At 37.0% G+C, this 19,392-nt stretch carries 29 protein-coding genes; 4 read left to right on the top strand and 25 right to left on the bottom strand.

Annotation, left to right across the window (positions count from 1 at the left end; all coding sequences use genetic code 11):
- Positions 1–70: 70 nt before the first annotated feature.
- A complete protein-coding gene (locus AC1RPV_RS03975; RefSeq protein ID WP_481761605.1) occupies positions 71–379 on the bottom strand; it encodes a helix-turn-helix domain-containing protein in 309 nt (102 codons plus the stop codon).
- Between the two features lie 233 nt (positions 380–612).
- Between AC1RPV_RS03975 and AC1RPV_RS03970 the strand changes: the two genes are divergently transcribed.
- The 4 genes from AC1RPV_RS03970 to AC1RPV_RS03955 are packed head-to-tail and all read left to right on the top strand — an operon-like array spanning position 613 to position 5,015.
- A complete protein-coding gene (locus AC1RPV_RS03970; RefSeq protein ID WP_481761606.1) occupies positions 613–1,182 on the top strand; it encodes a hypothetical protein in 570 nt (189 codons plus the stop codon).
- A gap of 36 nt (positions 1,183–1,218) precedes the next feature.
- Positions 1,219–1,584 carry a hypothetical protein gene (locus AC1RPV_RS03965; RefSeq protein ID WP_481761607.1) on the top strand — a complete coding sequence of 122 codons (366 nt, stop codon included), beginning with the start codon at positions 1,219–1,221 and terminating at the stop codon, positions 1,582–1,584.
- Positions 1,585–1,615: 31 nt separating this feature from the next.
- Positions 1,616–4,297: an SEC10/PgrA surface exclusion domain-containing protein gene (locus tag AC1RPV_RS03960; protein WP_481761608.1), complete on the top strand. Its 2,682-nt coding sequence runs from the start codon at positions 1,616–1,618 to the stop codon at positions 4,295–4,297.
- A gap of 25 nt (positions 4,298–4,322) precedes the next feature.
- Entirely contained in the window at positions 4,323–5,015 is a 693-nt protein-coding gene (locus AC1RPV_RS03955) for a DUF6287 domain-containing protein (protein WP_481761609.1), read from the top strand.
- Between the two features lie 561 nt (positions 5,016–5,576).
- Here the strand turns inward: AC1RPV_RS03955 and rpsI are convergent.
- The 24 genes from rpsI to rplX all read right to left on the bottom strand — a co-directional run bounded on the left by rpsI (position 5,577) and on the right by rplX (position 19,368).
- Entirely contained in the window at positions 5,577–5,969 is a 393-nt protein-coding gene (gene rpsI, locus AC1RPV_RS03950) for a 30S ribosomal protein S9 (protein WP_409022038.1), read from the bottom strand.
- Between the two features lie 13 nt (positions 5,970–5,982).
- Positions 5,983–6,426 carry a 50S ribosomal protein L13 gene (gene rplM / locus AC1RPV_RS03945; RefSeq protein ID WP_057974611.1) on the bottom strand — a complete coding sequence of 148 codons (444 nt, stop codon included), beginning with the start codon at positions 6,424–6,426 and terminating at the stop codon, positions 5,983–5,985.
- A gap of 202 nt (positions 6,427–6,628) precedes the next feature.
- Complete coding sequence (gene truA / locus AC1RPV_RS03940) at positions 6,629–7,393, bottom strand: tRNA pseudouridine(38-40) synthase TruA (protein WP_409022037.1); 765 nt, start codon at positions 7,391–7,393, stop codon at positions 6,629–6,631.
- A gap of 12 nt (positions 7,394–7,405) precedes the next feature.
- Complete coding sequence (locus AC1RPV_RS03935) at positions 7,406–8,209, bottom strand: energy-coupling factor transporter transmembrane component T family protein (RefSeq protein ID WP_481761610.1); 804 nt, start codon at positions 8,207–8,209, stop codon at positions 7,406–7,408.
- Complete coding sequence (locus tag AC1RPV_RS03930) at positions 8,193–9,071, bottom strand: energy-coupling factor ABC transporter ATP-binding protein (protein WP_481761611.1); 879 nt, start codon at positions 9,069–9,071, stop codon at positions 8,193–8,195. The genes AC1RPV_RS03935 and AC1RPV_RS03930 overlap by 17 nt, the downstream gene beginning before the upstream one ends.
- On the bottom strand, positions 9,047–9,892 hold the full coding sequence (locus tag AC1RPV_RS03925) for an energy-coupling factor ABC transporter ATP-binding protein (protein WP_481761612.1): 846 nt from the start codon (positions 9,890–9,892) through the stop codon (positions 9,047–9,049). The genes AC1RPV_RS03930 and AC1RPV_RS03925 overlap by 25 nt, the downstream gene beginning before the upstream one ends.
- 271 nt (positions 9,893–10,163) lie before the next feature.
- Positions 10,164–10,586, bottom strand: a complete 423-nt coding sequence (locus AC1RPV_RS03920) for a GNAT family N-acetyltransferase (protein ID WP_481761613.1) — start codon at positions 10,584–10,586, stop codon at positions 10,164–10,166.
- Between the two features lie 254 nt (positions 10,587–10,840).
- A complete protein-coding gene (gene rplQ / locus AC1RPV_RS03915; protein WP_057974617.1) occupies positions 10,841–11,221 on the bottom strand; it encodes a 50S ribosomal protein L17 in 381 nt (126 codons plus the stop codon).
- Positions 11,222–11,248: 27 nt separating this feature from the next.
- Positions 11,249–12,187 (bottom strand): DNA-directed RNA polymerase subunit alpha, encoded by a 939-nt coding sequence (locus AC1RPV_RS03910; RefSeq protein WP_409022032.1) that lies wholly within the window; start codon positions 12,185–12,187, stop codon positions 11,249–11,251.
- An 85-nt stretch (positions 12,188–12,272) separates the two neighbouring features.
- A complete protein-coding gene (gene rpsK / locus AC1RPV_RS03905; protein WP_057974619.1) occupies positions 12,273–12,662 on the bottom strand; it encodes a 30S ribosomal protein S11 in 390 nt (129 codons plus the stop codon).
- 28 nt (positions 12,663–12,690) lie between these two features.
- The gene (gene rpsM, locus AC1RPV_RS03900; protein WP_057974620.1) at positions 12,691–13,056 is read right to left on the bottom strand and encodes a 30S ribosomal protein S13; all 366 of its coding nucleotides are present in this window, start codon (positions 13,054–13,056) and stop codon (positions 12,691–12,693) included.
- A 24-nt stretch (positions 13,057–13,080) separates the two neighbouring features.
- Entirely contained in the window at positions 13,081–13,197 is a 117-nt protein-coding gene (gene rpmJ, locus AC1RPV_RS03895) for a 50S ribosomal protein L36 (protein ID WP_057756760.1), read from the bottom strand.
- A gap of 35 nt (positions 13,198–13,232) precedes the next feature.
- Complete coding sequence (gene infA / locus AC1RPV_RS03890; RefSeq protein ID WP_057974621.1) at positions 13,233–13,451, bottom strand: translation initiation factor IF-1; 219 nt, start codon at positions 13,449–13,451, stop codon at positions 13,233–13,235.
- 196 nt (positions 13,452–13,647) lie between these two features.
- The gene (locus AC1RPV_RS03885; protein ID WP_481761614.1) at positions 13,648–14,310 is read right to left on the bottom strand and encodes an adenylate kinase; all 663 of its coding nucleotides are present in this window, start codon (positions 14,308–14,310) and stop codon (positions 13,648–13,650) included.
- Positions 14,311–14,386: 76 nt separating this feature from the next.
- On the bottom strand, positions 14,387–15,682 hold the full coding sequence (secY, locus tag AC1RPV_RS03880; RefSeq protein WP_409022030.1) for a preprotein translocase subunit SecY: 1,296 nt from the start codon (positions 15,680–15,682) through the stop codon (positions 14,387–14,389).
- Positions 15,682–16,116 carry a 50S ribosomal protein L15 gene (gene rplO, locus AC1RPV_RS03875; RefSeq protein ID WP_409022029.1) on the bottom strand — a complete coding sequence of 145 codons (435 nt, stop codon included), beginning with the start codon at positions 16,114–16,116 and terminating at the stop codon, positions 15,682–15,684. Before rplO ends, secY begins: the two co-directional genes overlap by 1 nt.
- A gap of 45 nt (positions 16,117–16,161) precedes the next feature.
- A complete protein-coding gene (rpmD, locus tag AC1RPV_RS03870) occupies positions 16,162–16,344 on the bottom strand; it encodes a 50S ribosomal protein L30 (protein WP_057974624.1) in 183 nt (60 codons plus the stop codon).
- A 12-nt stretch (positions 16,345–16,356) separates the two neighbouring features.
- The gene (gene rpsE, locus AC1RPV_RS03865; protein WP_409022028.1) at positions 16,357–16,857 is read right to left on the bottom strand and encodes a 30S ribosomal protein S5; all 501 of its coding nucleotides are present in this window, start codon (positions 16,855–16,857) and stop codon (positions 16,357–16,359) included.
- Between the two features lie 19 nt (positions 16,858–16,876).
- Positions 16,877–17,233 carry a 50S ribosomal protein L18 gene (gene rplR / locus AC1RPV_RS03860; RefSeq protein ID WP_462298812.1) on the bottom strand — a complete coding sequence of 119 codons (357 nt, stop codon included), beginning with the start codon at positions 17,231–17,233 and terminating at the stop codon, positions 16,877–16,879.
- Positions 17,234–17,286: 53 nt separating this feature from the next.
- A complete protein-coding gene (gene rplF, locus AC1RPV_RS03855) occupies positions 17,287–17,823 on the bottom strand; it encodes a 50S ribosomal protein L6 (protein WP_481761615.1) in 537 nt (178 codons plus the stop codon).
- Positions 17,824–17,853: 30 nt separating this feature from the next.
- The gene (gene rpsH / locus AC1RPV_RS03850) at positions 17,854–18,252 is read right to left on the bottom strand and encodes a 30S ribosomal protein S8 (RefSeq protein WP_057974628.1); all 399 of its coding nucleotides are present in this window, start codon (positions 18,250–18,252) and stop codon (positions 17,854–17,856) included.
- A 33-nt stretch (positions 18,253–18,285) separates the two neighbouring features.
- The gene (locus AC1RPV_RS03845) at positions 18,286–18,471 is read right to left on the bottom strand and encodes a type Z 30S ribosomal protein S14 (protein ID WP_057974629.1); all 186 of its coding nucleotides are present in this window, start codon (positions 18,469–18,471) and stop codon (positions 18,286–18,288) included.
- 18 nt (positions 18,472–18,489) lie between these two features.
- On the bottom strand, positions 18,490–19,032 hold the full coding sequence (gene rplE, locus AC1RPV_RS03840; RefSeq protein WP_409022025.1) for a 50S ribosomal protein L5: 543 nt from the start codon (positions 19,030–19,032) through the stop codon (positions 18,490–18,492).
- Positions 19,033–19,059: 27 nt separating this feature from the next.
- Positions 19,060–19,368, bottom strand: coding sequence for a 50S ribosomal protein L24 (rplX, locus tag AC1RPV_RS03835; protein ID WP_409022024.1), 309 nt, complete (start codon positions 19,366–19,368; stop codon positions 19,060–19,062).
- Positions 19,369–19,392: the final 24 nt, after the last annotated feature.

The following is a 19,392-nucleotide window of genomic DNA, read 5'->3' as shown; positions in this document are numbered from 1 at the left end:
ACACCATTAATGGTGTCTTTTTTTATGCTTTACACACTCTCTACCCATTTAATATATGTCTAATCAATTTCTATTTCAAGATTTCCAGTAACGCTTTAGAGATACGCATTCTATCATCTGTGGTCATGCTTTTCAATCTGTTAATTAATTCGGGCGTATAAATGTCGTTAAAATCATTACTCATTAATATATCAGCCAAATTTAATTGTAAGGCATTCAGAACTAGTTCCAACTTTCTTGTACTCGTATCGTCTAATTGTCCTCTTTCGAGTCGAGCCAAATAGCTGGCGGATACGTCCGCCATTTCTGCCAATTCTTCAATTGTAAGTCCTAATTCTTTTCGCTTTTTCCGAATGAAAGTGCCCACAAGTATAATCATAAATCGCTCCTATTTATCCATATGTTTAATGATAAATTAAGTGCGCACACTTTCAAAGCTCTCAGTATACCTATAAAGTTACATAAAAAGGTAGTATTGAGTATATTTTTGAGATAAAATATATCATGTGAAGATAGTGCAAGATATAAATTACTTTTTTGGGGGAGGAGATTTTATAGGGATCGTTTGGTAAAGGTTGGTTAATAATTCGTTCAAAGAAAAGGGAGAAAATTATGAATAAAGAAGAACTTTTAGATTTTTTAATGGCAAAAAGAAGTGTTACAGCGGGAGCTGCAGTTATCCAACAACAAATTCGTGAAGCAGAGGCTAAGATTGAAAAAGGTAAGAAAAAATTTCGAGGAATAATCATCGCATTAGTCGTTTTAATTGTTCTTTTTATGATTACTAGTCAGACAAGTGCGGCGATGCCATTCATCATTGCTGTTATCGCGCTATTTGCTTTTAAATATTTTGTTTATATTATGCCGGGTAATGAATCTAAAACACAAGCCTTAGCAGACTTGGACGCTGAAATGGCAAATGAAGATTATATTGCAGGCAAGCAAGGATTCCCAGAGAAATTCTACAACTATTTCGATATTTTTCGTCTTTGGAAATTAATTGATGAAACTCGGGCACGTGATTTGCAAGAAGCCTTTAACATTTTAGAAACACAACAATTCCAAGAAACTCAACTTTCAATGCAGGAAGAAATGAGAGGCTTACAACAAGATATTGCCTCAAATGCACGCTTGGCAGCTATGTCCTCAACCGTCAGTGCATTTAATTCGTTCAGAAAATAAGATTTATTATATTAAATTTATAAAAATGGAGAAAAAATGTCAAAAAAAGCAAATATTATTACCGGTGTCAGTATAGTAGCTATAGTTATTATTGTGGCTATGTTTATGATGGGCAATTCAAATAAGATGGATGGAAGCTATATTTCCGACATGGGTGGTTCCAAATTTGAGTTGAAGTTTAAAGGAAACACTGTGACTAAAGTTGAAACTGATAAAAAGTCAGACCAAGGTACTTATGAAATTGAAGACGGTAAACTTACCATGAAATTTGATGATTATACAATGAAAGCTAGTTTAGACAAAGATAAAAAAACATTTACACTTAATTCCGTAACTGGTTCACAAATGATGGGCTTCGGATTTTTATTAGAGGGGTTAAAATTTGAACAGGTTGCTAAATAATTATTAATTTATTGGGAGGATATTTTATATTATGAAAAAATCAAACATTACTTTATTATCAAGTGCATTAATCGCTGGAGTTACTGTCGTTGGTGCTACAACAACGGCAAACGCTGCAACAACTACACCCGACTCAACTGAAACAACTCATACTCAAACAGTTCAATCTAACAGTCAAAAATTAGATGACGATATTAAAGACGCTCAAACTGACGTTGATAATGCCAAAGATACAGCTGACAAAGATCAAAGTGCTGCTGATACTTCTAAAGACACAGCCGATGCTTCTAAAGACAATGCTGGTCAAACTGAAGAAAATGCTAATCAATCACAAGAAGATTTAAACAGTGCTGTTGATAATCAACAAAATGCGCAAAATACTGCTGATAACGCAACTGATGAATCTATCAATAACGCTCAAGATGCAGTTGACGAACAAGACAAAACAAATAACCAATTAGGTCAAGACGTTGATAACGCTAAAACAGATGTTGATAAAGGTAAAACAGATGTCGATAATGCTCAAACTGGCGTTGATGAAGCCCAAAAAGGTGCTGACCAATCTGATAAAGATGCTGATAAAGCTCAAGAAAACGTTGATAATGCTCAAAATAACCTTGATGGCAAAGGTTCAGCCGAAGCCGACAAGAATTTAAGCAATGCCAAAGATAACTTGGATCAAGCTCAAACAACTGAAGACAATGCTCAAAAAGGTGCTGACCAAGCTGACAAGAATATTGCTGACGCACAAAACAATGTTAATAACGCTCAAACTGGCGTAACTGATGCTAACAAACAACAAAATGATGCTAAAGCTAAAGCTGACGCTGCTCAAAAAGCTAAAGATACTGCTCAAAAAGCATTAGATGATGCTAAGAAACAACAAGGTAATCATCAAGCTAACCAAAATCACATCAACTTAAGCCAAGACTACATTAATGCCTTAAAGGCTTATTCAGATGCTTCATCAGCTGACGCTAATTATCAAGATGTCATTGACAGTTTAACAGCTGCAACTGAAAAAGAATGGGCATTAAATGGCGGCTACATTTCAAATGACCAAGATAAAACTGTTCATATTAACAACCAATCAGATTTAAACAAATATCTTGATGACTTAAATGAATATGCTAAACAATTATTAAATGAAGTGCGTGACCGTTTTGGTAGCACACAAGTTGAAGTCTCAGAAGGTTCTAAAAAATTAGGTCAATCAATCGGCGATGCTTATACATCTAAGAATAACGATCCTGATGATGGTCATGACAATGCATTAAACAACAGCATTGCTAACGGTATGGGATTAACATACTTAACACAACAAGATATGAATACTATCTTCGATAAATCATCTGAAAATGGTTGGAATCTTAGTCTTGATGCTTTCAAGAAATCTATCTATGATTCAATGAATGCCTTCTTATTCAATGGGGGTGAATGGGGCCATGCCGTAAGTGTTGCTGGCATTATGGCAACATATACACCTGCCAATAACACATGGTTCGGTCTTGGCTTCGGTCAATTTAAACAATCTAACGGTAATATCTTCTTAACAAGTTTCTTTAACTTTGTTGATGACTATGATGTTAACGACGCTTCTAAATTTAGCACTACACCTGTTGAATCTGGAACTGTCAGTCAAGCTCAAATTGATAAATTAGCAAGCGACGTTACTGCTAAAACAGCAACTTCAAAAACTGCTGATGCAGCTCTTGCAGCAGCTAAATCACAAACAGTTAAAGCTAACCAAGCCTTAGCTACAGCTAAAACTGCTTTAGCAACTGCTAAAACAAAACAAGCAACAGCACACACAGCCTTAACTAAAGCACAAAACGATGTTAAAACTGCTACTGTAGCTGTTAAAAATGCACAAACAGTTGTTGATGATTTAAATGCATCAATGCCTCAAAAACAACAAGCTTTAAAAGATGCACAAGCTGCCTTAGCTACAACTAAAACAACACAAGCTCAAAAACACATGACTTTAGACGCAGCTAATGCTAAATTAGTTACTGCTAAAACTGCATTAAAAGATGCAACTGCTAAATTAAGTGCCGCTCAAGCAGCTTTAAAAGCTGGTCAAGACGCACTTGGCGAAAAAACAAATCATTTAGATGACTTAAAGAATGCTGAAGCTAACTTAGTTGACGCAACAAAAGCTGTTGAAGCTGCTAAAAAAGCATACGACGAGGCTGTTAAAGCTGCCGAAGATGCACAAGCTGCTTCCGTTGCTGACGATGCACAATATGCGAAGTTACAAGCAATCGCTGATGCATCTAAGAAAGCTTTAGACGATGCACAAGCTGCATTAGCTAAATTACAACATGAAAAAGACATCGAAGATGCTTTGAACAATGTTGACAAACCATCAACTGGTACTGATAACGATTCTGGTTCACATACTGGTCATGTAACAGGTTCAGACAATGGTTCAGATAAAGGTAACGTAACTGGTTCTGTTGTTGCTAAAGGTAGTGAAACAGCTAAAGACACGACTGACAACAATGGTATTGTTGCACCAAGCAATAATACATCAACATCACGTCTTAAAGCTGCTGATCATTCAGAAATCAATAACGCTAAAATATTAGGTGCTTCGGTATTACCACAAACTGACGAAACTAATTCGTCAGTCGTTTCAGTGATTGGTGCAGCTCTTGTTGGTGCCGTTAGTCTCTTTGGACTTGCAGGAACGCGCCGTCGTAAACACTAATTCGTTATTGTAAGGAGGAATTGAGATGAAGAAGCCTTTACTTGTAATGACTAGTATCGTAATGGTTGCTTTATTAACAGCGTGTGGGCAACAAAAGTCACAGTCTGAGCAAACAAGTCAGCCAAAACAAGTATCCGTGTCAGATAAGAAAAAGGCGCAGTCGTCAAAAAAAGCAGATACAACTAAAAAGACGCATACTAAAGAAGTAAATCAACCAAAAAAAGAATCCGTGTCAGATAAGAAAAAAGCGCAGTCGTCAAAAAAAGTAAATACGATTAAAAAGACGCCTGCCAAAGAAGTAAATCAACCAAAACAGATGAATTTAGATCAAATTCAAGTCAGTGATTACAGCAGTATCGTCGGTCAGTGGCAAATTGTGAAGTTAGAAGCACGGGGACGCGACTTACCACTTGATGATGTTCAGCCGTTAAATATTACTAAAGATAGTCTAGTGTCATCATCTTCGTTTACATTAAATAAAGCTGGCTTAAAAGATCAGAATGGGCTGCATGCGACGAAATTTGAAGTTGCTAATAATATCTTAACCGCCAGCTTAAGTAATGCAAGTGATGTTTCTATTAATTGGTCCGTCATGTTCTATCCCAAAGGGACTAGTCACGAATATGGTGTTAATACTGGTGAAGAAACGAACAAGCAGAATCTGATTGTTGTTTGGTCAAGTAGTAACTCAGTGACCGCGGTTTACAGCCAAAGTTAATATATATATAAATAGAAGGTCTACAATATCTGTTGCCAGTGATAGAAAAATCTATCACTGGCAACAGATTTTTTTGTATGACACTAAAAAGAGTCTCCTATGACAAATAATACTAAGGTTTTACTAAATATGAAATTTGCTGAAAGCACTCCTTAATCCAGCAGTCATCGGAGTTTATGGTACTTTAGATTACCTTCAAAAATGCCTGACACCCCTGCAGAGTTCTCAACATAATCAAATTGTTAGCTACGGATGGCGGGCATCTCTATTAGGCTACTACGTTATTCTAGTGGCCAACTTTAAGAAACTAACAATGAATTGAAACATATTAAACGTAATGCCTACGATTTCAGTAATTTTAGGAAACACATTTTCTTTGTAATGAGGATTATGTACATAAAAAAGGCGTTGTCACAAAGTGACAACACCCTCCATAATATATTCACCAACAATAGTTGCAATAGAACCAAAAATATTCACCAGTGACAACTGCAATATACCAAAAAAAACACCTCACAAATTGCTTTGTGAAGTGCTTCAAAATATCGATATAAATATATATTAACGTTTTGAGAATTGGCTTGCTTTACGAGCTTTCTTAAGACCTGGTTTCTTACGTTCTTTCATACGAGGATCACGAGTAAGTAATCCTGCAGATTTAAGAGCTGCACGGAAATCTGGATCTACTGTAAGTAATGCGCGAGCAATACCATGGCGAACTGCGCCAGCTTGACCTGAGAAGCCACCACCATTAGCGTTAACTAAAACATCATAACTACCTAATGTTTCTGTAGCGTTAAATGGTTGTAAGACTACTTCACGTAAGTTAGCAAATGGAATGTAATCTTCAATTGCTTTGTTGTTGATAGTAATTTTACCAGTACCTGGTACTAAACGTACGCGAGCTACTGAGTTTTTACGACGACCTGTTCCTGAATATACGACTTGAGCCATTTCAATTGCCTCCTTAAATTAAGTTTGTAATATCTAAAGTTTCTGGTTGTTGTGCTTGTTGATCATGTTCTGCACCACGATATACGTGTAATTTCAATGCTTGTTCTTTACCAAGAGTACCTTTTGGAAGCATACCTTTAACAGAGAAAGCAATCAATTTTTCAGGATCGTTGGCACGGAAATCACCAGCAGTACGAGTTTTTAAACCACCTGGATGATCTGTATGATGTTGGTATAATTTTCTGTCAGCTTTGTGACCAGTTAAACCAACCTTTTCTGCATTGATAACAATAACGTTATCACCAGTATCCACATTAGGTGTGAATGTTGGTTTGTTTTTACCGCGTAAGATAGAAGCAACGACAGTTGATAAGCGACCTAAAGAAATATCAGTTGCATCAATAACATACCATTTACGTTCTATTTCGCCTTTTTTTGCTAAATAAGTTGTACGCACGATTGTTTCCTCCGTTTTTTCATGTTGTTTGTTTGACACTCAAATAAGTTTCCGGGGCCTATCAGTGGGGCAAACAATACCATTTATAATATTAACTATTAAAAGTCAATTTGTCAATCTAATTTATGGGCATCCCACAAATAAATAACACCTTTTCAGATTTAAAATTGCCTTAGTATTCATATTGTCAATAACTTCTATATTACCCTAATTCGTCCGGATAATAAACCTTTTTTAAATATAATCCACTCGCCGGAGCTGTTTCTCGAGCTTGTTGTCGATCCTTTACTTCATATAACCGTAAAATATCATGAACCGGACGCCGGCCGTTCCCTATTTCTAGGAGTGTAGCGACTAAAATTCGGACCATATTGTACAGAAAGCCATTTCCATAAAATTCAAAAATAATTTCATGGTTTTCTTTATCTTCTCTCACGGTTGCCTCATAAATCGTCCGAACGTGATCTGTAACCTGGCTACCTGCCGCCACGAAACTAGAAAAATCATGTTCGCCAACTAAATCAGGTAATGCTTCTTCAATTTTGGCGATATCTATCTTGTATTTATAATGACCCGTGTAGAAGCGTTTAAATGGGTCGGTAAATTCACCTTGAGAAACACGATACATATATCGTTTACCATGCGTACTATAGCGTGAATGAAAATCATCACTGACAAGTTCGGCTTTTTTAACTTGAACATCCAGTGGCAATAAACTGTTCAATGCTCTCATCATGCTAGTTTCCGGAATTTCATGCATGAAGTCAAAATGAAAAACCTGTCCTAAGGCATGAACGCCAGCATCTGTTCGGCCTGAACCATAAATTCTAACTGGTACTTCTGATTTACTCATAATTGTTACTGCTTTTTCTAAGACAGATTCAACCGTCCGTTGGTTTGGCTGCCTCTGAAACCCTGCAAAAGCTGCGCCATCATAAGCAACGGTAATTTTAAAACGTACTGACATATTTATTCATCCTTAATTTTTGAGGTAGACTAATGCAACGGTAACGATAGCGAATAAAACAAAAGCTAACGTATCAGCCGTCCGCCATTTTAAAATACGATACTTTGTTCGACCTTCTCCACCCTGGTAACCACGAGATTCCATGGCAATCGCTAAATCTTCGGCACGATTGAACGAACTTACAAATAGCGGAATTAACAACGGGATAATTGATTGCATTTGTTTAATTAGCGACCCTTGACCAAAGTTCACACCTCGAGCTCGTTGAGCGTTCATAATTTTTTCTGTCTCATCCATTAATGTAGGGACAAAACGTAACGCGATTGATAACATTAACGCAATTTCATAAACTGGAAATTTGATTGCTTTAAGTGGTTTTAATAAAGATTCAATCGCATCTGCTAGTTGGAGTGGTGCCGTTGACAACGTCAATAATGTTGACATAAAAATAATTAAAATAAATCGGCAAAAAATATATAATCCATTTGTCACACCAAATTGAGAAATTTTAAAAATCCCCCAATGCCAGTACATTTGGCCACCACTTGAAAATAGCATTTGCAAAGCAACCGTAAAGATAATCAGCCAAATTAATGGCCGGACACCTTTTAAAAAGAAACTCATATTAATTTTTGACGCTAAAATACATCCTAACGTAAAAACTAAAAGCATAGAAAAACTTTGCCAATTATTTGCCATAAAGATTATTCCAACAAAATAAAAACTCAAAACTAATTTAGCACGCGGATCCATGCGGTGAACGAGTGAATCACCCGCTATGTAACGTCCAAAAATCAACTTATTCATTAGCGTCATGACCTCCATTTTGGCTTAGCAGCGTGACGAGGTCGTCGGCTAATTCATTCTCTGTTAAAGGCATCTCCTTGAATTCAAAGCCTTTTTCAATTAATTTTTTTGAAAATAACGTTGTTGTTGGCACGTTCAAATGGTTACTTAATAAGAACTCTGGATCAGCAAAAACTTCTCTTGGTGTGCCCGATTTAATAATCGTTCCTTTTGACATGATAATAGCGTGATTCGCATAATTTGCCACATCATCCATCTGATGCGTTACGAGAATAATCGTCAAATTTTGTTCACGATGAAGTTCTTCGAACATTGCCATCATATCAACGCGACCTTTAGGATCTAATCCTGCTGTGGGTTCGTCTAAAACCAAGATTTTAGGTTCCATAGCCAGAATTCCAGCGATTGCTACGCGACGCATTTGACCACCAGAGAGGTCAAATGGTGATTGCTGATAGATATTCTCTGGTAATCCAACTAACTTCAACATTTTTGTCGCTATTTTCTCAGCTTCTTCATCTGTTTTACCAAAGTTTTTTGGCGCAAATGCCACATCTTTAATAACCGTTTCTTCAAACAATTGTGCTTCTGGAAATTGAAAAACGATGCCAACTTGTTTTCGTAAATCGTTTAACGTTTTATTGGCCGTTTCTGGTGTAATGATTTGATTCCCAATTGTAATTTTACCTTCAGTTGGTTTTAATAGGCCATTTAAATGTTGCAATAGGGTCGATTTACCAGAACCTGTATGTCCAACAATTGCTGTAAATGAGCCGTCCTCAATTTCAAGATTGATATTATGTAGCGCCCGACTTTCAAAAGGTGTCCCTTTTTGGTAGGTAAAGGCTACTTCGTTGAATTTAATTGCCATAACCAATCTACCATACCTTCCTCTGTCATATAGTCGTCCGGAATGTCAAAATGACGTTTTTTAAGCGCGACTTTTAAGCGTTCTGGATATGGAATATCTAATCCCATATCTACTAATTGTTCACCAAGTGCAAAAATTTCAGCAGGTGTGCCTTCTTTTACCAGCTCGCCTTTGTCCATAACCATAATTTTGTCAGCACTTGCCGCTTCATTAATATCATGCGTGATTGAAATAATTGTTAGCCCACGTTCTTCTTTGAGTTGATGTATTAGGCTCAAAACTTCGTCACGACCTTCTGGATCCAACATGCTAGTTGATTCATCCAAGATGATAACTTCTGGCCTTAGAGCGACAATTCCAGCGATTGCGACACGTTGTTTCTGTCCCCCAGATAGTCTAGCAGGTTCCTTGGCCGCAAACTCCCACATATCTACACGTTCAAGCGCGTCTCTGACTCGTTCTTGCATTTCTTTACGTTCTATTCCATTGTTTTCAAGTCCAAATGCAACGTCATCTTCAACAGTTGCTCCCACAAACTGGTTATCTGGGTTTTGAAAAACGATGCCAATCTTACGACGAATATCCCAGACCGTTTCTGGTGATAAAATAAGGCCATCTACTGTGATTTCACCTGATTGAGGTGCTAGCAAGCCATTAATATTTTTAGATAATGTACTTTTCCCACTACCGTTATGACCAATAATTGCAACCCAGTCACCTTTTTCAATCGTAAAGGACACATCTTTAAGTGCCATTTCACTCATTTCTTTTTGTGCTTCATATTGATAATTTAAATGATCAACTTTAATTAATTCAGTCATTGTTACTGTCCTCACAATTCACAAGATAACTTACGTTTTGCATTATATCACAGGCCAAAATGAACTCAGTGTATTTATACTTTTACTCTTTATAGTTGTCCTATCTATACAACATACATCTAAAATGCATTTTTTGTACTTTTAAGCTCTTAATTAACAATAAACAGCCATTTAGTCACACCTTTTTATATTGCGCTAAGAACTGCATTTTAAGCTAAATTTCTCTCACCATTTGATAATTAACTAGATTTTGTTGATGTCGATAATTATCTTATCTTTTTATAATTTTAAACCCATAATGTTCAAAAAAAGAGACAGCAGTTATTGAAGCCTCTACCGTTTGTACATTTATTTGTAATTCATTCCTTTGGTAATTTGTTAATTCTGTTAAAATAAGCGCTCCGATATGCTGTCGAATCATAGAACTCTCTACGTACAGCATATCAATATGTCCTGTTACTTCAAGGTTACCAAATCCTATGACCTTTAAATCTTTGATGGCAAGTAGCGTAAATGATTCACTTAATCGTTTATGCCATGCACTCAGATCTGGATTATTCTGCACCCACTCATTAATTTCTAGTTGTGAATAATCTTGTCGGTTAATCTCTTGAATTGTTTGGTTGAATAATGTCGTTATTTCCGATAAATATTTACTATCATAACGGTAAAGTTGTATTGAACTTTGTGCCATCACATTACCCCCTAAACAGATTAAGAATACTATTATCATACTAGGTTTTAGCACATAAAAAAAGGGTTCTGAACACATTATTAAAATGTGTTCAGAACCCTTTTTTCAGACCTCATTAGACAATAAAAAATCACTATGAAGGATGACCGGCAAATCACAAATGTGAAGAACCTTCAAACTAGACTAAGATTACTCCATCATCATAACGTTTGTTTTTAATCATCAATCAAAGTGAAAAATTATCTGTTAACGAATTATACTAATTCAATAATAACCATTTGTGCGGCATCGCCACGACGAGGCATTGTTTTCATAGTTCTAGTGTATCCACCATTACGTTCAGCGTAACGAGGAGCTACATCAGAAAATAATTTTTGTAATGCTGATTGAACAGTGACATCGTCACCATCTTCTTTCACGTCAGCAACTGTGTTTCTTACGAAAGCAGCAGCACGACGACGTGAAGCTAAATCACCACGTTTACCTAAAGAAATCATTTTATCGGCAGATTTGCGTACTTCTTTAGCGCGAGCTTCAGTAGTCACAATTCGTTCGTTGATAATAAGACTTGTTGTTAAATCACGTAACATTGCTTTACGTTGAGAACTTGTACGTCCTAATTTGCGGTAACTCATGAATAGTTTCCCTCCCTCTATATAATATTAGTCATCATGACGTAATGATAAATCAAGCGCAGCTAATTTAGCTTTAACTTCTTCCAATGATTTACGGCCCAAGTTACGGACTTTCATCATGTCAGCTTCGGATTTATTCGTTAATTCTTGAACCGTGTTGATTCCAGCACGTTTCAAACAATTGTATGAACGAACTGATAAATCAAGTTCTTCAATCGTCATTTCGAGCATTTTTTCTTTATGTGTTTCTTCTTTTTCAACCATAATTTCAGCATTTTTAGCTTCATCGGTTAAATCAACAAATAAAGTCAAATGCTCAGTTAAAATTTTAGCCGACAAACTAATGGCTTCGCTTGGTGTAATTGAACCATTAGTCCAAACATCAAGTGTCAATTTGTCATAATCATCTTTTTGACCAACACGTGTTTTTTCTACTTGGTAGTTCACACGTTCGATTGGGGTATAAATGGAGTCAATTGGTAATACGCCAATTGGCATATCTTCCGCTTTGTTTTGATCAGCAGATACGTATCCACGACCATTGCTAGCGTTCATGCGAACATGAAAAGATGCACCTTCTGCGACTGTACAAATGTACAAGTCGGGATTTAATACTTCAACATCACTGTTTACAATGATGTCACCGGCAGTAACCTCTGCGGGACCTTTCACATCAATTTCGATGGATTGGTCTTCATCAGCAGCTAACTTCAAAGCAACTTTCTTAATATTCAAGATAATTTGAGTAACATCTTCCAATACGCCTTCAATAGTTGAAAACTCATGTAAAACACCATCAATTTGAATATTAGTAATAGATGCGCCTGGTAAGGAAGATAATAGAATCCGACGAAGTGAATTACCTAATGTCGTACCATAACCGCGTTCAAGTGGTTCTACAACAAATTTACCATAGTTAGGACTTTCATCTATCTTATGAATATTTGGTTTTTCAAATTCAATCATTCTTATCTTTACCCCTTTCAAAACGTAACGTGTAATCTAGTGAAAACATTATGAAGTTCAACTCCGTAATGAATATTAATCCACGTTAAACACGACGGCGTTTTGGAGGACGACATCCATTATGAGGCACTGGAGTAACATCGCGAATTGCTGTTACTTCAAGACCAGTAGTTTGTAAAGCACGGATTGCGGCTTCACGGCCAGAACCAGGTCCTTTAACTGCTACTTCAACAGTCTTCATACCATTTTCCATTGAGCCTTTAGCTGCAGCTTCTGCTGCCATTTGTGCTGCGAATGGTGTAGATTTACGACTACCTCTAAAACCTAATGCACCAGCTGATGACCATGCAACAGCGTTACCGTTAACATCAGTAATCATAACAAGTGTATTGTTAAAAGTAGAATGAATATGTGCAACACCGGCTTCAATATGTTTTTTAACACGGCGTTTGCGAGAAACTTTCTTAGTTGCCATAAATAGTATTACCTCCTTAATCTAGTAATTATTTCTTGCGGCCTGCAATTGATGTAGCTGGGCCTTTACGTGTACGAGCGTTGTTTTTCGTGTTTTGTCCACGAACTGGTAAACCACGACGATGACGCATGCCTCGGTACGTTCCAATTTCTTGGAGACGTTTAATGTTTAAACTGATTTCGCGACGTAAGTCACCTTCAATTTTAAATTGATCAACAACTTTACGGATTGCATCCTCTTGGTCAGTTGTTAAATCACGAGTTCTAATATCTTCTGATACTTCTGCTTCTACCAAGATCTTAGCAGCAGTTGTATTACCGATTCCATAAATGTAAGTTAATGCTACCACGATTCTTTTATCACGTGGAATATCAATACCTGCAATACGAGCCATAACAATTACACCTCCTAATTTTTATTATCCTTGACGTTGTTTATGTTTTGGATTTGCGCTACAAATGATCATAACTCGACCTTTGCGCTTGATAACTTTACAATGTTCACACATTGGTTTTACTGATGGTCTTACTTTCATTGAATTATACCTCCTAAAAGTTTTTGAAGTACAATCTATTTAAAGCGATAAGTAATACGACCCTTACTTAAATCGTAAGGAGACATTTCAACCGTCACTTTATCACCAGGTAAAATACGAATATAATTCTTACGAATTTTACCAGAGACATGAGCTAAAATTTCATGATCATTTTCAAGTACAACTCGAAAAGTCGCATTGGGTAACGTTTCACGGACCGTACCCTCAATCTCAATTACTTCTTCTTTCGCCACGTAAATGTACCTCCTTAAAATCGTGTTTTAACTTTACATGTAAAAATGGCGAGAATTAGACACTCTCACCCGTTCTTATCAGGATATTATTACAAATATCCTCCTGAAAAGATAAACCGGAATTATTCTATCATACCGCTATCTCAGATGCAAGTTAGCCACTCCGGCACAATTACTTTGCAGCGGAATACTCAGATTACTTGAGATTGTTTAAAATCGTTTCAATATCTGCAAATACATCTTCAATATCGCGGTTACCATCTACTGTATACAATAGATGACGTTGTTCGTAAAAATCTAATAACGGTGTATTCATTTTGATGTTAACTTCTAAACGATTTTTAACCGTTTCAAGTTTGTCATCTTCACGTTGATAAAATTCATGTTGCCCACAGCGATCACATGTTCCTTCAACCTTTGTGGGGTTGAAGATTTTGTGATATGTAGCTCCACAATTACGACAAATGTAACGACCAGTTAAACGTTCGATTAGAGATTCAGGATCAACATGAATGTCAATGACTGCGTTAAGAGGTTTTCCAAGGTCCTTACCGATTTCGTCCAAGGCAACAGCTTGTGCCATATTTCTTGGAAACCCATCAAGCATGTAGCCATCTTGAATATCATCTTCAGCTAATCGTTCTTTGACAATGCCATTTGTGACTTCATCAGGAACAAGGTCACCACGATCGATATACTTTTTAGCTTCAAGTCCCATTGGTGTTTCATTTTTCATTGCTGCACGGAAGATGTCTCCCGTAGAGATATGAGCGATGTGGAAAGCGTCGACAATCTTTTCAGCTTGTGTTCCCTTACCTGCACCAGGTAAACCCATTAACATCAGGTTCATTTTAGTCATGAATATCCTCCTAATATGAGAAATGGTTAGGCATCAGCCTAACCTAATTCTCAGTTTAAAATTTGTTTTTTATCGATTATCTAATGAATCCGACGTACTTACGTTTCATCATCATACCCTCTAATTGACGAATAGTTTCAAGAGCAACCCCAACGACAATCAACAGACTAGTACCACCCAAACCAACTGATTCATCTAATCCGAACAAACTTGATGCTAATAATGGAATTAAAGCAACAAATCCTAAGAATAATGAACCAACAGTACTTAAACGCATTAATAATTTTGAAACATATTTTTCTGTTGCTTTACCAGGCCAAACACTTGGAATATAACTTCCTTGTTTTTGTAAATTCTCTGAGAGTTTCTCAGGATTTACCTGTACGAAAGCGTAGAAGAATGTGAACAAGACAATCAATACGGTATATAGGATGGCTCCGTATGTTGTTTGCATGTTGAAAACTTGACTTAATACTTTATACCAAGTCGTGTCCCCTTGTGAGCTTTGGAATGCCAAAAGCACAGTTTGGGGTGTTGCAATGAACGAACTCGCAAAAATAACGGGGATAACACCCGCAACGTTTACCTTAAGTGGCAGATATGAACTATCTGTCGCACCAGCAACACGTCTTGTGTATTGAATTGGAATCTTATAGTTAGCTTGTTGAACATATGTTACAAAAGTTACGATTGCAAAAATAATAACGAGCAAGATAACTATGAACAAGATGCCCCCCCAAAGATCACCTTTATCAGCTTGGAAAATTTGTTCATTGAAAATCTGTTTAATACCACCTGGAATACGAGAAACGATACCTGCCATGATTAACATGGAAACACCATTCCCAATACCACGTTCAGTAATCATATCACCTAACCAAGTCGTAAACATTGTTCCGGCTGTTAAAATAACGCCCAAAACAACATATGTTTGCGTACTTGGATTGTTAACCAAACCTAAACTACTTAATGAGTCTAACCCTGCGGTGATACCTACAGATTGAACAAATGCTAAGACAATTGTTAGGTAACGTGTAGCTTGATTCAATTTACGACGACCAACTTCACCTTGCTTACTCCATTCTACAAAACGAGGAACAATGTCCATTTGTAGTAATTGAATAACAATTTGAGCTGTAATGTAGGGTGAAACCCCCATTGCGAAAATTGAGTAATTAGTTAATCCACCACCACTAAAAGTGTTAAGAAGACTAACTAAGTTACTACTTGTTGCACTAGCAATTGCAGCATGGTTAATTCCAGGAACTGTTATAAAAGTACCTAAGCGAAAGACAATTAAAACGCATAAAGTGAAAAAAATCTTTTGACGGATTTCTTTCACAGCTAATGCATTTTTCATCACTTTAAGCATTAGATCACCTCTGTTTGACCACCGGCAGCTTCAATAGCTTCTTTAGCAGCAGCTGAGAATTTACCTGCTTTAACAGATAATTTCTTGTTAAGTTCGCCGGAAGCTAAAATTTTAATTCCTGATTTTTCGTTCTTAACAATACCTGATTCAACAAGTAATGCTGGTGTTACTTCAGCACCGTTTTCGAATTTGTTTAAGCTATCTAAATTGACAACTGCATATTCTTTACGGTTGAAGTTATTAAATCCACGTTTTGGCATACGACGGAATAAAGGCATTTGTCCACCTTCAAAACCTAAACGTACTTTACTACGGGCTTTTTGGCCTTTTTGACCACGTCCAGAAGTTTTACCATTACCTGAAGATGTTCCACGTCCGACACGGTTACGTACTGAGCGAGAACCTTCACTTGGTTTTAATTCATGTAATTTCATAGGGTTGGCACCTCCTTATTTTAAACTGCAAACAAGATGTTGATGTTATTTAACTTCTTCAACGTCCACTAAATGAGAAATCTTGGCGATAACGCCTCGTGTTACTGCGTCATTAGGACGAATAACAGAGCTGCTAATACGGTGTAAACCGAAAGCTTTAACGATTTCGCGTTGATTTTGAGGACGTCCGATGACACTGCGTTTTAATGTAATTTTTAAATCTGTCATGTTTTAGTCCTCCTAGTCAGCTAAGTGTTGAATAGAAACGCCACGTAATGCAGCAACTTCTTCAGCACTCTTCATTTTCTTTAAACCATCCATTGTTGCGCGAACAACGTTGATTGGTGTATTTGAGCCTAATGATTTACTTGTTACATCTGCTACTCCAGCAAGTTCCATAACGGCACGAACTGAACCACCAGCGGCAACTCCAGAACCTTCAACAGCTGGTTTAAGCATAATGCGTCCACCACTGTATTGACCGAGAACTTCGTGAGGAAGTGTCGTACCGACCATAGGTACTTCAATCAAGTTCTTTTTAGCATCTTCAACTGCTTTACGGATTGCTTCAGGAACTTCTTGAGCTTTACCTGTACCGAAGCCTACATGACCATTGTGATCACCGACAATAACTAATGCAGCAAAACGTAGACGACGTCCACCTTTTACAACTTTAGTAACACGGTTAATCGCAACAACACGATCTTCTAAATCTAAATGAGTTGGATCAATGAAAGTCATAAACTATTTCCTCCCTTTCTTAGAATTCTAATCCATTTTCACGAGCTGCTTCAGCTAAAGCAGCAACGCGTCCATGGTATAAGTATCCGCCACGATCAAAAACAACAGCTTTGATACCTTTGTCATTAGCACGTTTAGCAACTAATGCGCCAACAGCAGTAGCTTTTGCTACTTTACTGTCGCCAGTTACTTCACTATCAATTGTTGAGGCACTTGCTAGCGTTACACCCGCTACGTCATCAATTACTTGAGCGTAGATGTGGTTATTAGAACGGAATACGTTTAAGCGTGGGCACTCTGCAGTTCCAGAAATCTTGCCACGAACACGTAAATGACGTTTTGAACGTGTTTTATTTCTATCTGGTTTTGTAATCACAATTTTCACCTCTTGATTTTATTCAAAAACAAAGTAAGCAATGCTAAGCAGCATTATTTACCTGTTTTACCTTCTTTACGACGAACATATTCGCCAACGTAACGAATTCCTTTACCTTTATAAGGTTCTGGAGGACGAACGGCACGAATTTCTGCGGCAAGATCGCCAACTTCTTGTTTACTGATACCTGAAATAATAATACTTGTATTTGCAGGAACTTCAACAGTTAAGTTTTCGCGTTCTTCAAAATCCACTGGATGTGAATAACCAACATTTAATACTAATTTTTTCCCTTGTAATTGTGCACGATAACCAACACCAATCAACTCAAGTTCTTTTTTGAAACCTTCTGTAACACCAAGAACCATGTTGTTTACGTTGGCACGCATTGTACCATGTAAGGCACGAGTGCTTTTATCGTCACTTTCACGAGTAAATTTAACTGAAAGACCTTCAACATGCATTGTAATAGCACTAGAGAACTTACGAGTTAATTCACCTTTGGGGCCTTTTACTGTAACCATTTGACCTTCTTGTGTAACTTCTACACCAGCAGGAAGAACGATTTCTTTATAACCTATACGACTCACGCGAGTGACACCTCCTTACGAATTAATTGATTACCAGATGTATGCTAAGACTTCGCCACCAATTTGTTTGGCGCGTGCATCTTTATCTGTCATCACACCTTCTGATGTTGAGATAACTGCGATTCCTAAACCATTTAATACTTTAGGAACTGCATCAGCTTGAACGTACGTACGTAATCCTGGTTTTGAGATACGTTTAATACCAGAGATTACACGTTCGTTGTCTTTTCCAAATTTTAAAAATACACGGATAATACCTTGTTTGTCATCATCGATGTATTCGATATCACGTACGAAACCTTCATTTTTAAGGATTTCAGCGATATCACGTTTGATTTTTGAAGCAGGCACTTCTAAAGACTCATGCCGTACCATGTTTGCATTACGGATACGAGTTAAAAAGTCTGCGATCGGATCAGTCATGACCATTGAGTTTACCCTCCTTTAACTTGTCTTTTAGATTTACCAGCTAGCTTTTTTCATACCAGGAATTTGGCCTTTGTGAGCAAGGTCACGAAGACAAATACGGCATAATTTAAATTTACGATAAACAGAATGTGGGCGACCACAACGTTCGCAACGTGTATAAGCTTGTGTAGAGAATTTTGCTGGACGTTTGTTCTTTGCAATTAATGATTTTTTAGCCAAAGCTTTGTAACCTCCTTATTATTTAGAAAACGGCATACCTAATTGTGTGAGTAATTCTTTTGATTCCTCATCAGTATTAGCAGTTGTAACAATAACGATATCCATTCCACGAACTTTATCCACATCATCAAAATCGATTTCTGGGAAAATTAATTGTTCGCGAACACCTAAAGTATAGTTACCACGGCCATCAAAGGCTTTTTTGCTAACGCCACGGAAATCACGCACACGAGGTAATGAAACTGAAACTAATTTATCTAAGAAATCGTACATGCGTTCGCCACGTAAAGTAACTTTAGCACCGATTGGCATACCTTCACGTAAACGGAAGCCAGCAATTGATTTTTTAGCTTTTGTAACCAAAGGTTTTTGACCAGCGATTAAAGCTAATTCTTCAACAGCTTTATCTAAATTTTTAGCATTAGTAACAGCATCACCAACACCCATGTTGATAACAATTTTATCAACTTGAGGTGTTTGCATAATTGATGTGTAGTTAAATTTTTCCATCATAGATGGTGTAATTTCATTAGTGAACTTTTCTTTTAAACGGTTAGTCATGAAGAAAGTGTCCTCCTTTCAGTAGGTCTATTTAACAGTTTCACCTGATTTTTTAGAAACTCTAACTTTCTTGCCGTCTACAACTTTGAAGCCAACACGAGTTGGTTCGTTTGTAGATGGGTCGATAAGCATCACGTTTGAAACGTGAATTGGTGCTTCTATATCCACGATGCCACCTTGTGGATTCGAGTTACTAGGTTTTTGATGTTTTTTTGCAATATTCATGCCTTCAACAATCACACGGTCATCTTTAAGGAAAACTTTAGTAACAGTACCTTGTTTACCTTTATCTTTACCTGCAATTAATTGAACTTTATCACCAGTTTTGACGAACATTTAGCGCACCTCCTTGTTTTCCGA

The sequence above is a fragment of the Dellaglioa sp. CoH-55-MRSF-9 genome, assembly GCF_056782155.1.
Note: the sequence above shows the minus strand (reverse complement) of the source record. Positions and strands in the feature narration are given on the sequence as shown.

What these genes read in the sequence shown, in the direction of transcription:
- secY (WP_409022030.1), bottom strand. Translation starts at nt 15,682, where the DNA reads ATGCTTAAAGTGATGAAAAATGCATTAGCTGTGAAAGAAATCCGTCAA.
- rplO (WP_409022029.1), bottom strand. Translation starts at nt 16,116, where the DNA reads ATGAAATTACATGAATTAAAACCAAGTGAAGGTTCTCGCTCAGTACGT.
- AC1RPV_RS03930 (WP_481761611.1), bottom strand. Translation starts at nt 9,071, where the DNA reads ATGGCAATTAAATTCAACGAAGTAGCCTTTACCTACCAAAAAGGGACA.
- AC1RPV_RS03935 (WP_481761610.1), bottom strand. Translation starts at nt 8,209, where the DNA reads ATGACGCTAATGAATAAGTTGATTTTTGGACGTTACATAGCGGGTGAT.
- rplQ (WP_057974617.1), bottom strand. Translation starts at nt 11,221, where the DNA reads ATGAGTTACCGCAAATTAGGACGTACAAGTTCTCAACGTAAAGCAATG.
- rpmJ (WP_057756760.1), bottom strand. Translation starts at nt 13,197, where the DNA reads ATGAAAGTAAGACCATCAGTAAAACCAATGTGTGAACATTGTAAAGTT.
- AC1RPV_RS03955 (WP_481761609.1), top strand. Translation starts at nt 4,323, where the DNA reads ATGAAGAAGCCTTTACTTGTAATGACTAGTATCGTAATGGTTGCTTTA.
- AC1RPV_RS03970 (WP_481761606.1), top strand. Translation starts at nt 613, where the DNA reads ATGAATAAAGAAGAACTTTTAGATTTTTTAATGGCAAAAAGAAGTGTT.
- AC1RPV_RS03975 (WP_481761605.1), bottom strand. Translation starts at nt 379, where the DNA reads ATGATTATACTTGTGGGCACTTTCATTCGGAAAAAGCGAAAAGAATTA.
- rpmD (WP_057974624.1), bottom strand. Translation starts at nt 16,344, where the DNA reads ATGACAGATTTAAAAATTACATTAAAACGCAGTGTCATCGGACGTCCT.
- AC1RPV_RS03920 (WP_481761613.1), bottom strand. Translation starts at nt 10,586, where the DNA reads ATGGCACAAAGTTCAATACAACTTTACCGTTATGATAGTAAATATTTA.
- AC1RPV_RS03885 (WP_481761614.1), bottom strand. Translation starts at nt 14,310, where the DNA reads ATGACTAAAATGAACCTGATGTTAATGGGTTTACCTGGTGCAGGTAAG.
- rpsI (WP_409022038.1), bottom strand. Translation starts at nt 5,969, where the DNA reads ATGGCTCAAGTCGTATATTCAGGAACAGGTCGTCGTAAAAACTCAGTA.
- AC1RPV_RS03925 (WP_481761612.1), bottom strand. Translation starts at nt 9,892, where the DNA reads ATGACTGAATTAATTAAAGTTGATCATTTAAATTATCAATATGAAGCA.
- rpsK (WP_057974619.1), bottom strand. Translation starts at nt 12,662, where the DNA reads ATGGCAACTAAGAAAGTTTCTCGCAAACGCCGTGTTAAAAAACATATT.
- rpsM (WP_057974620.1), bottom strand. Translation starts at nt 13,056, where the DNA reads ATGGCTCGTATTGCAGGTATTGATATTCCACGTGATAAAAGAATCGTG.
- AC1RPV_RS03960 (WP_481761608.1), top strand. Translation starts at nt 1,616, where the DNA reads ATGAAAAAATCAAACATTACTTTATTATCAAGTGCATTAATCGCTGGA.
- AC1RPV_RS03965 (WP_481761607.1), top strand. Translation starts at nt 1,219, where the DNA reads ATGTCAAAAAAAGCAAATATTATTACCGGTGTCAGTATAGTAGCTATA.
- rpsH (WP_057974628.1), bottom strand. Translation starts at nt 18,252, where the DNA reads ATGGTCATGACTGATCCGATCGCAGACTTTTTAACTCGTATCCGTAAT.
- truA (WP_409022037.1), bottom strand. Translation starts at nt 7,393, where the DNA reads ATGTCAGTACGTTTTAAAATTACCGTTGCTTATGATGGCGCAGCTTTT.
- rplE (WP_409022025.1), bottom strand. Translation starts at nt 19,032, where the DNA reads ATGACTAACCGTTTAAAAGAAAAGTTCACTAATGAAATTACACCATCT.
- rplX (WP_409022024.1), bottom strand. Translation starts at nt 19,368, where the DNA reads ATGTTCGTCAAAACTGGTGATAAAGTTCAATTAATTGCAGGTAAAGAT.
- AC1RPV_RS03910 (WP_409022032.1), bottom strand. Translation starts at nt 12,187, where the DNA reads ATGATTGAATTTGAAAAACCAAATATTCATAAGATAGATGAAAGTCCT.
- rpsE (WP_409022028.1), bottom strand. Translation starts at nt 16,857, where the DNA reads ATGACTTTCATTGATCCAACTCATTTAGATTTAGAAGATCGTGTTGTT.